Annotated in this window: 14 protein-coding genes; 10 read left to right on the plus strand and 4 right to left on the minus strand. The window is 65.4% G+C overall.

The genetic code is table 11. The features are described from left to right. Window positions 1–42: 42 nt before the first annotated feature. Complete coding sequence (locus E0H75_RS41635; protein WP_131519257.1) at window positions 43–942, plus strand: sigma-70 family RNA polymerase sigma factor; 900 nt, start codon at window positions 43–45, stop codon at window positions 940–942. 314 nt (window positions 943–1,256) lie between these two features. Here the strand turns inward: E0H75_RS41635 and E0H75_RS41640 are convergent, their stop codons facing one another. Together E0H75_RS41640 and E0H75_RS41645 are read right to left on the minus strand one after the other, a co-directional pair. Beyond that, entirely contained in the window at window positions 1,257–1,994 is a 738-nt protein-coding gene (locus tag E0H75_RS41640; RefSeq protein ID WP_165554456.1) for a GntR family transcriptional regulator, read from the minus strand. A gap of 107 nt (window positions 1,995–2,101) precedes the next feature. Next, window positions 2,102–3,073, minus strand: a complete 972-nt coding sequence (locus E0H75_RS41645; protein ID WP_131519267.1) for a glycoside hydrolase family 16 protein — start codon at window positions 3,071–3,073, stop codon at window positions 2,102–2,104. Window positions 3,074–3,728: 655 nt separating this feature from the next. Between E0H75_RS41645 and E0H75_RS43430 the strand changes: the two genes are divergently transcribed. From E0H75_RS43430 to E0H75_RS43435, 3 genes are read left to right on the plus strand one after another with little or no spacing between them, the layout of a single operon-like run. Next, window positions 3,729–3,896 carry a hypothetical protein gene (locus tag E0H75_RS43430; protein WP_165554458.1) on the plus strand — a complete coding sequence of 56 codons (168 nt, stop codon included), beginning with the start codon at window positions 3,729–3,731 and terminating at the stop codon, window positions 3,894–3,896. Then, the gene (locus E0H75_RS41650) at window positions 3,893–4,150 is read left to right on the plus strand and encodes a hypothetical protein (RefSeq protein ID WP_131519259.1); all 258 of its coding nucleotides are present in this window, start codon (window positions 3,893–3,895) and stop codon (window positions 4,148–4,150) included. Before E0H75_RS43430 ends, E0H75_RS41650 begins: the two co-directional genes overlap by 4 nt. A 4-nt stretch (window positions 4,151–4,154) precedes the next feature. Continuing rightward, window positions 4,155–4,313, plus strand: a complete 159-nt coding sequence (locus tag E0H75_RS43435) for a hypothetical protein (protein WP_165554440.1) — start codon at window positions 4,155–4,157, stop codon at window positions 4,311–4,313. Window positions 4,314–4,363: 50 nt separating this feature from the next. Here the strand turns inward: E0H75_RS43435 and E0H75_RS43440 are convergent, their stop codons facing one another. Then, window positions 4,364–4,891 (minus strand): GNAT family N-acetyltransferase, encoded by a 528-nt coding sequence (locus E0H75_RS43440; protein ID WP_165554460.1) that lies wholly within the window; start codon window positions 4,889–4,891, stop codon window positions 4,364–4,366. A 90-nt stretch (window positions 4,892–4,981) separates the two neighbouring features. On the opposite strand from E0H75_RS43440, the gene E0H75_RS43445 reads away from it, so the two are divergent. From E0H75_RS43445 to E0H75_RS41685, 6 genes are all read left to right on the plus strand, one after another. Continuing rightward, complete coding sequence (locus E0H75_RS43445) at window positions 4,982–5,719, plus strand: methyltransferase domain-containing protein (protein ID WP_165554462.1); 738 nt, start codon at window positions 4,982–4,984, stop codon at window positions 5,717–5,719. A gap of 143 nt (window positions 5,720–5,862) precedes the next feature. Next, window positions 5,863–6,765, plus strand: a complete 903-nt coding sequence (locus E0H75_RS41665; protein WP_131519262.1) for a metal ABC transporter solute-binding protein, Zn/Mn family — start codon at window positions 5,863–5,865, stop codon at window positions 6,763–6,765. 8 nt (window positions 6,766–6,773) lie between these two features. Next, window positions 6,774–7,610 (plus strand): metal ABC transporter ATP-binding protein, encoded by an 837-nt coding sequence (locus E0H75_RS41670; protein WP_131519263.1) that lies wholly within the window; start codon window positions 6,774–6,776, stop codon window positions 7,608–7,610. Window positions 7,611–7,618: 8 nt separating this feature from the next. Continuing rightward, window positions 7,619–8,509, plus strand: coding sequence for a metal ABC transporter permease (locus tag E0H75_RS41675; protein ID WP_131519264.1), 891 nt, complete (start codon window positions 7,619–7,621; stop codon window positions 8,507–8,509). Window positions 8,510–8,535: 26 nt separating this feature from the next. After that, window positions 8,536–8,979 (plus strand): Fur family transcriptional regulator, encoded by a 444-nt coding sequence (locus tag E0H75_RS41680; protein WP_131519265.1) that lies wholly within the window; start codon window positions 8,536–8,538, stop codon window positions 8,977–8,979. A gap of 22 nt (window positions 8,980–9,001) precedes the next feature. After that, entirely contained in the window at window positions 9,002–9,406 is a 405-nt protein-coding gene (locus E0H75_RS41685) for a hypothetical protein (protein WP_131519266.1), read from the plus strand. Here the strand turns inward: E0H75_RS41685 and E0H75_RS41690 are convergent. Further along, the coding region (locus E0H75_RS41690; protein ID WP_475009197.1) for a TIGR03943 family putative permease subunit at window positions 9,397–9,646 on the minus strand (250 nt) is incomplete at its 5' end. The genes E0H75_RS41685 and E0H75_RS41690 overlap by 10 nt on opposite strands.

A 9,646-nucleotide genomic window follows, 5' to 3' on the forward strand; every position in this document is an offset into this window, starting at 1 on the left:
CTTCGTCATCCCCTATGACGGATACCGACGGAGAAACCTGACATGGACGACAAGTATCTGGCCGAGCGTTTCCAAGATCACCGGAGTCACCTGCGAGCAGTGGCTTACCAGATGCTCGGCTCGCTCAGCGACGCCGACGACGCGGTACAAGAGGCCTGGATACGGCTTGACCGTTCCAATGCCGGGGCGATTCGAAACCTTGGCGGCTGGCTCACGACCGTCGTTGGGCGGGTCTGCCTGGACATGTTGCGCACACGCGTTTCGCGCCGCGAGGAAACGTTCCCGTCACACCTGCCGGACCCGATCGTCAGTCGCGCGGACCATGTCGACCCGGAGCAGCAGGCGATGCTCGCGGACTCGGTCGGGCTGGCGTTGCTGGTGGTGATGGAAACCCTCACACCCGCCGAACGGCTCGCCTTCGTCCTCCACGACATCTTCGGATTGCAGTTCACCGAGATCGCGACGATCGCCGACCGATCGCCGGGCGCCGTGATGCAACTGGCGAGCCGGGCACGCCGCCGCGTACGGGGCGTAGCCGTAACACCAGACGTGGATCTCGCACAGCAACGGGAACTGGTCGGGGCATTCCTTGCGGCCACACGCGACGGGGACCTCGGCGTCATGATCGCGACACTCGCCCCGGACGTCGTACTGCGAGTCGACCGCGATGGCGGGATCCGCGAGGTGCGTGGAGCCAGCGCCGTCGCCGAAGGGGCGTTGACATTCTCGTGGCTGGCGTCGTACGCCCTTCACGTGACCGTCAACGGTGTCGCGGGAATCGTCACCGTACTCAACGATGAGCTGATCTCGATGACCGCCTGCACGGTACGGCTCGGGAAGATCGTTGCACTCGACATCTTCGCCGACCGCAAGCGCCTAAGCGACCTCGAGCTGACCTGGTCTTCCCCTCGAACCTGCGATGTCGCGGAGATTTGTAGCTGAGTATGGAATCGGTTGATGATTGAGGTTTCTCACCAGGCGTTAGCAGGGTTTCGCAGCGCGGTTGCTTGAGGCAACGGTGTGGTGAACGGGGTGTGTCGTGGCATGGCGTGGGGTCCTGAACCGGTAGGCCGGTTCTCGCGCAGGCCGGCCACCGTGATCTCTGGGGTGCCTCGCGGAATGTCATATTCCGCCCCGCAGGAGATGGGGTGTTCTGAGTCCGCCGTTTGCGGTAGCACGCCCGCGAGAACGTCCGTCCATTGCCCACTACGCGTGGAACGCCGACAACAGGATGGAGGAGGATGGTAGCCGCGCGACTATTCGGCGTTCGGAGGACCGCCTGGCGGCTTGGAAAGACTCAGGCTTGTCTTGATTTGGTATCGATCACCGCGGTAGGTGGCGCGGGTGAACTCGAACCTGCGGCCGTTCTGGTCGCGGGTGGTTCGCTCCAGGATCAGAATCGGAGCTTCCAACGCGAGGCCGAGCAGGGCGGACTCGGTGGCGTCGGCCGCTGCTGCCGCGAGGGTCTGTTCGGCGTCGGTCGGAATCACGCCGTAGCGTTCTTCGAGCAACGCGTAGAACGAGTTCTGCTCGATCGCCTGCACGTCGAACTCGGGGACCATCTCCTGCAGTACGTGGATCGTCTCCAGGCAGATCGGGTCGTCGTTGACGAAGCGTTGCCGGGCGATCCGCAGTACGGCTGTGGTTGGTGTGACCCGGAGCCGGCTGCCGATCAAGGTGCCGGCCTGGATCGTGGCGTGGCTGAGAACCCTGCTGGTCCAGGTTCCGGGTGCTGTCGGGTACGTCGCTCCATGGGTGCCGCTGATCTGTTGAGCGACCTTGGGGCTACCGACGAACATGCCGCGGCCATGTTCGCGAACCAGCCAGCCATCGCGAACCAGGCCGTCGACCACTGCCCGGAGAGTGGGTCGGGAGATCTCGAGCTCGGCAGACAGCTGGCGCTCGGACGGGATCGCCTGACCGACCACTCGTGACTCGACCAGCCCAAGCAGGTGCTCGCGCGCCCGATCTCGCTTTTGCAGGCTGCCTGCCACGAGGACCCATCCTTTGTTGTGCCGGAAGGTCTCGTATTTTACGCCGCTCGCCCATGTCGGCTCACTGCCCGGACACGGTTCCTGCGCCGCAGTTCTCAGGGGAGAGCTCAGTGTTCCGGTGGCTGGTAGTTCTCGCAGCTCCCGGCGTTGCTCAAGGAGTCCTGGTAGGTGGTGTCGTGCTTGCGATACTTCTCCACGCGGGCGTCGGCCTGCGTGGGCGAGACAGTCTCGTTCTTGGCGTAGTAGGCCCAATCGACCTGCTCGCGGTACTCACTTGTCGCCGTGCCCTGGTGCCCGTCCAGATCGATGAACCACAGGTTCCAGTTCATGCTCATGTCCTGACGCGGCAGGACGGTGTTGCCGTCCTGGTCGACGGTGTGGTCGGCAGTGAGCTTGCCGTCGATGTAGTACCTCGCGTGGCCGTTGCCGACCTGCGTGACATACGTGTGCCAGCCGTTGAGCGACCTGTCCTGGCGGCTCTCCGCGGTTCGTGCGTCCCACGGGTCCTCTCGGAAAGTGTGCCAGCTCGTCTGGAAGTTGACGGGGCCGGTCTCTCCCCAACCTCCGTTGGGCAGGTACTCGGTGAAGTCGAGCTCGCTGTAGATCGGGTCGTAGTCGAACTTTGTCGGGCCGATGGCGAACGCGGTCTCGTTGATGTGGTCGCCATCCGGTCCGGTGGCCGGCGCGTCGGCGTACCGGACGCGGGTCGCGTAGGTCCCGTTCCGCAAGTTCATGGTTGTTCGGCGGAGTTCGGCGTTGGTCGTACCAGGGACCGTGCCGTCGGTCGTCGCCCGGAGCTGAGCGACCTTCTGGCCGCCGGTGGTGACGAAGGAGACGTTGCTTGCCGGCCAGGCAGTGCCCGGCACGCCCGGGCCACCCATCTCACTCCGCGCATTCCAGCCGTGGTCGGCGAGAGCAGGGTCGGTGGCCGACTTGTACTGGAAGTCGTCGAACAGTACGCCGCAGGTGCCTGTCCCGCGGTCGGCCTGATCGGTCGAGCCGACAGCAGCAGAGGCGCCGCTCACCATCGAGACGATCGACGCGGCGGCGAGGAAGAGGGTCGTTCGCTGACGTGACATGGCTCTTCGGGTCTCCTTCAACGGCAAGGATGGGCGGAAGCCCGCATCACGGTCGAGCATGAATGCCACCGGAGTGAACTGCAAGAGTTCTGCCGAACTTTCGAAGGGACCCAGCACAAGCAGTACTTGGCGGGAGTTTCTTGCCTGATCACTGGTAAATACCAACAATTTAATGCTGGCAACATAGGCCGAGTAGTGGGTTTGAATCCGGCCATGTGCTCCTGATGGCACCATCAAAGGGAGTTTCGCCTGCCGGCTCCGTGGTGAGGCTGCGACGGCCCCACCGGTCAACTTGCCCCGCTGCCGGGCAGGATGACCAGATGGTATTTACCACCTGGCCGCTCCTAGCTAGATACAGAACTGATGGAGGTTGTTGACAGTTGGGTCTTCCAGATGGAACGAAGACGCGATGTCATCGATCACTGCCTCAGCCGAACGGGAGCTCGAGCGCCGGGCCAAGCACCAACTGGCCGTGGGCCTGACCTGCTCGGCCTTCCGCTCTCGGAGGAGGGCTGGGGGATGGGGCAGCACCCCCGGAAGGACCTAACTTGCGAGGACCGCAACCGCTCGACTCGGCACGCCTGTGCGCGCTCGAGCGGTTACTCGCCCCGGCCCCGCAGAACAGCCACCAGCCGCGCTTAGACGAGGAGACGCCGTGCAGAAGGACGTGATGAAAGACAAGGCCGCGGTTGCCGAGATCGCGCGGCGCGACAAGGCGTCGGCCGCGCTGGCCCGCAAGGTCGAAGAGGATTCGGCCGAGCGGCCCGGCAGATGCCGGCGCTGGTCAGCCCACGGCTCGCCTGGACGGTGTTGCACCACATGATCCGCGCCGGGGCGGCGCAGGCCGATGCCCTCGGGTCGACCACGGTCGGTCTCCAGCGGCTGAATGAGCTACCGGTCGACCTGTTCATCGACCCCAGCGAAGACCCCGAAGACGTGTTCGCGCGGGTCAACGACCACCTGCACCAGGCGGCCTCGCTGATCCGGAGTGCGGGAGCCGCGCTCGGAGAGGCTTGTACGGAGGTTGTTGAGCGGGAGACGCAGCGGTGGGAATGGCGACTGAACCGGCAGAAGTAGACCTGTGGATAACGGCAGACGTTTCTTCTCGGATGGATCAGCCTCGACCGCTGACACGGCGGCGGGTACTTACACCGCCGTCTTCGAAGCCACCGCGACCACCGCGGGCGGTGCGGCGATCACCACCGGGCAGAAGACCAACAACTTCACCGTCCAGCCGTAACCGATCAGGTCCCCCAGGCCCACAGCACGGGCCTGGGGGACCACACGGACCTAGACCGGGCGTCGCCTCAAAAAGACCCGGCTGCGTCCGTTCCACTCCTGCTTCACGTTCTCGATCACCTCGTATCCCTGGCGGCGGTAGAAGTCGATCGCCGGATGGTTGTCGGTGAGAGTCCGGATCAGCACCGTCATGGTTGCCGAGGGCAACCCTTCGTGGACGTGTTCGAGCAGTCTGCTCGCGATACCTTGGCGGCGAACGGTCTCGTCCACGCCGAGTTCGGCGAGGTACTCAGTGGTGGCGGGGTCGATCTCCAGCTCACCCAGCAGACCGTCCAACTTCCCGTACGTGCTGATCGGCAGAGACACGCAGTACCCGACCGGCGTCTTGTCGAGCTCGGCAATCACGGTCAGCCGCGACGCCGCGACCAATGGTGGCACCCACTGACTCGCCGGCCGAATCTCACCGGCTCGATACGAGTACGGCGGACTCTGCTGAATCCGCTCGATCAGGCTCAGCAGCGCCTGGTCACGCCGACTCGACGTGAGCTCGGACACCTCTGTCAGTTTCAGCTGAGTCATGACAACTCCTCGTTGAAGGCGGTGGCGATGGCGGACGTCCGACCGTAGTCTGGAACGACTATCATTTTCAAGAAAGCTACGGGATGTGCGATGAGCGAATCGACCGGTGGTTACTTCTATGACCGCATCGCCGAGTATGTCGCCGTGTTGCTGCCGTGCGCGTGGGTGGGACTGCGGCCTGCGCTGGTGGCAGCCTTGGCGGGACTCGACGCCACGGCGCGCCCTGTGGTCGACGTCGGCGCCGGCACGGGCGACGGTGTGGTCGTGCTGGCCGATGCATTGCCGGAGGTCGAGATCATCGCGGTCGAACCGCATGCGGCGCTCCGTACCGCCTTGCTCACCAGGATCTCGAGCACCAGCGCCCTGAGCGAACGCGTGACCGTGCTCGCGGACGACGTGTTGTCCGCCAGGCTGCCCGACCGGATCGCGGGCCTGACCGCGATGAACGTGATCGGCCACCTTGCGCCGGGGGAGCGCCGGGCGTTGTGGGCGCTTCTGGCGGCGAAGCTGATCCCCGGCGGCAGAGCGGTGTTGAACCTCTATCCGCCACATCTGCCGGAGGCTGTGCCGGATGCTCCGATGGGTGCAGCCGTGATCGGGCGTCGTCGCTACAGCGGATCCGCCGCAGCCGAACCGGCCGGACCTGACTCCGTGACCTGGCACATGACGTACCGGGTCGAAGAAGAAGGTGAGGTCGTGGCCGAGTTCACCGCGTCGGATCACTGGTACGTGCTCACTCCGGCCGAGTTGGCCACCGAGGTGGCAGAACACGGACTCCGGGTCAGGGCCGGAGATGCCGCACAGGGCTTGCACATCATCACTCGGTGAGGTGCCTGGCCGTCGAAGCCTTGATGCTTCCCTGGCTATCGGGTCGGGCCGCGGGATGTTACGGTGAATGCGGAATGGTTTTCATTATCGGTTTGTCGTGAGGGAATGGGTGCGCTGTGAGGCTGCGTAGTTCTGTTGGGTGCATGGCTGGAGTCGCGGCGGCGATGGTGCTGGTCACCGCGTGTGGTTCGTCCTCGGGAGACGAGGCTGCCGCTGGTACTGCCTCGACACCGAAGGCCGGGATTCAGGTCGTTGCATCGACCAACGTGTACGGCGACATCGTGAAGCAGATCGCGGGGGACAAGGTCGAGGTGACGTCGATCATCTCCGACCCCGATCAGGACCCGCACTCGTACGAGGCGAACACGCAGACGCAGCTGTCGCTGTCGAAGGCGAAGGTCGTGATCGAGAACGGCGGTGGCTACGACGATTTCATGGACAAGATGCTGAAGTCGGCGGGCAACACGTCAGCCAAGGTGCTCAACGTGGTCGACATCTCCGGCCAGAAGGCACCCGCCGGCGGTGAGCTCAATGAGCACGTCTGGTACGACTTCCCGAGCATGGAGAAGCTGGCCGCCCAGCTCGCGACGACCTTGTCCGAGGTCGATTCCGCGAACGGCTCGACGTACTCGGCCAACGCGGCTGCCTTCACCGAGAAGGTGAGGCAACTGGAGGCCACGGAGGCCTCGATCAAGGCGACCAGCAACAGTGCCGGTGCCGCGATCACCGAGCCGGTGCCGGTGTATCTGCTGACCGCCTGCGGGCTGGTGAACAAGACGCCGGAGGAGTTCAGCGAGGCGATCGAGGAGGGCACCGACGTCCCGGCGGCGGTGTTGCAGGAGACGCTGGGCTTGTTCAGCTCGAAGCAGGTCAAGCTCCTCGCCTACAACGAGCAGACGTCCGGTCCGGAGACCCAGAAGGTGGTGGACGCGGCGAAGGCGAAGAACGTCGCCGTCGTTCCTGTCACTGAGACGTTGCCGACTGGCAAGGACTACCTGGGCTGGATGACCGGCAACCTCGAAGCGATCCGTTCGGCCCTGTCCTGAGCTGACCGATGCTGAATCACGCGAAGAAGCCGGAACCTGTCCTGCAGTTCGAGGACGCTGCGTTCGGTTACGACCGCCGCCGGCTGTGGGGCGGGCTGACGATGGAGCTGAGAGCCGGGGAGTTCCTGGCGATCCTCGGCGCCAACGGATCGGGCAAGACCAGTCTGCTGAGGGCGGTTCTCGGCCTGCATCCGTTGATGTCGGGGATCGTTCGAGTTGTCGGTGCGCCGCCCCACCAGGGGAGCACGGAGATCGGTTATGTGCCGCAGCACCGGCGCATCGACACACTCACGCCTCTGCGGGCTCGAGACGTGGTCGGTCAAGGACTGGACGGCCACCGCTGGGGAATCGGGCGACCTGACCGGGCGCGGCGTCGGCGGATCGACGAGATGCTCGAGTCGGTCGGTGCACGAGGCTTCGCGGACCGGCCGATCGGGCTCCTGTCGGGCGGCGAGCAGCAGCGGGTCCGGATCGCGCAGGCCCTGGTGGCCGATCCGAAGCTGCTGTTGTGTGACGAGCCCCTGCTGTCGCTGGATCTCAACAGCCAGCGCACGATCTCCGGTTTGGTAGACCGGCGCCGCCGGACGCATGACACGGCGATCGTCTTCGTCACGCACGACATCAACCCGGTGCTGCCGTACGTCGACCGGGTGCTGTACCTGGCCGGTGGACGCTTCCGGATGGGCACGGTCGACGAAGTGATGACATCGGCCACGCTCAGCGACCTCTACGCGTCTCCGGTTGAGGTCGTCCGTTCCGGCGGCAGGGTCCTGGTGGCCGGGATCCCTGAGGGAGCGGATCCGCACCATGCCCCCGAGACTGCGGCGACGTTGCGGGCCGGGTGAGGTCACCGATGCTCGCAGCAGACGTATGGCATGACATCTTCAACTTCGCCAACTACGGTGAGCTGTTGGCGCTGGTACGGAACTCGATCATCGCCGGTGTAGTGCTCGGGATCGTGGGCGGCCTGATCGGTGTCTTCGTGATGATGCGCGACCTGCCGTTCGCGGTCCACGGCATCAGTGAGCTGTCGTTCGCGGGGGCTTCGGGCGCGTTGCTGCTGGGCGTGAATGTGGTTGCGGGCTCGCTGGCCGGCTCGATCATCGCCGCCGTACTCATCGGTGTGCTGGGGAGCCGGGCGCGCGATCGGAACTCGATCATCGGGGTTCTGATGCCGTTCGGCCTGGGTCTCGGAGTGCTGTTCCTCGCCCTCTACAAAGGGCGCGCGGCGAACAAGTTCGGGCTTCTGACCGGACAGATCGTCGCCGTGGACACTCCGCAGTTGTCCTGGCTGATCGTCACGGGCGCCGTCGTCCTGATCGGACTTCTGATTGTCTGGCGCCCACTGATGTTCGCCAGTTCCGACCCCGAACAGGCCGCGGCCCGAGGGGTGCCGGTGCGCGTTCTGTCGTTGGTGTTCATGCTCCTGCTGGGGATGGCCGTCGCCATCTCCGTGCAGATCGTGGGGGCGCTGTTGGTGCTCAGCATCGTGGTCACCCCGGCGGCCGCCGCACTCCGGGTCGCGCGCTCGCCCTGGCTCGTCCCGGTGCTGAGCGTCCTGTTCGCGACCTTGTCGCTCGTCGGAGGCATCCTGCTGGCACTCGGCGGCAGCCTGCCGATCAGTCCGTACGTGACCACCATCTCGTTCGCCATCTACGTCGCCTGCCGCATCGTCGACTCCCGCCAGGGGAGCCGCGGTTGGACGTCTCTACGTCACCTACGGCCGGCCGCACGCGTCGGCTAGGAGCTCCATCAGCGAGGGAGTCCGCTATGCAGGAGACCAGAACGGAGGATGCACGGCAGGCCGGCGGGACCGGCTTCCGCCGGACGCGTCAGCGCGCCGCGGTGCTAGCGGCGTTGCAGACCAGCGCAGACTTCGTGTCGGTCCAGGAGCTTCACCGCGTGATCTCGACCGGAGACACGACCGTCGGCTTGACGACCGTGTATCGAACGGTCCGTGAGCTGGCCCAGGCCGGGCGGATCGACACGATCCGGGAGAAGGACGGCAGCCGCCTGTATCGCCTCGCCGTCGGCCACCGCCACTATTTGATCTGCCATCGCTGTCTGCGCAGCTGGCCGGTCGACTCCGAGGTCGTCGAGATCTGGGCCGAGGCGGCGGCCGAAGCAGCCGGTTTCACCAGCGTCGAACACACCGTCGAACTGACCGGGGTCTGCGCCCGCTGTACCGCCGAGTCCATGGCAGAACGCCCGTGAGAGGTGCGGTGCGGGGGGTGGGGTGGGGATCGTCCTGCTGGTGGCGGGACTCGGGCTGCTCGGGTGGGTCGGCTGGCAGTACGTCGGCACCGGCATCACCTCGAACCAGAAGATGGGCGAGGCGCAAGAGGCGCTGCGGGACCAGTGGAAGGTGGGTGAGAAGACGCCGCCGGCCAGTGGCGATCCGATCGTACTGTTGCGGATCCCGAAGCTCGGTGCCGACTGGGAGAAGCCGGTCGTGGAAGGCATTGACACCGCCACGACGTCGATGATCACGCTGACAACCTGCGAGGACCTACGCCGGACCGCTCGGTTGCGTTCGGCCAGCTGGTGCGGATCAGCAAGAAATGATGACGCTGCTACTTCGTCGCCATTTCACCGGGCGACCGGCGTACCTGTCGTCGTCGGCTGGGTGAGCTACTCGTAGGGGTTGGTCGGGGCCGTGACCGTTTTGATCGTCTCGACGGTCAGCGCGGCGACATCGCCGTCGATGCGTTTGCTGGGCTCGGCCCATTGGCCGGTGACCGTGACCCACTGGTTCTTGGGTGGGGCGATCTGGCCGCGGGCTTCGACCATGAACGCCGTACCGTCGGCGACGCAGCAGGTCAGGCCGATGCGGGTCACGTACCAGGTGCCATTCTTGGCCGGTGTGACGAAGCCGGTGAGC

Origin of the sequence: Kribbella capetownensis (assembly GCF_004331485.1) — a bacterium.
In the GTDB taxonomy this organism is placed as follows: Bacteria; Actinomycetota; Actinomycetes; order Propionibacteriales; family Kribbellaceae; genus Kribbella; species Kribbella capetownensis.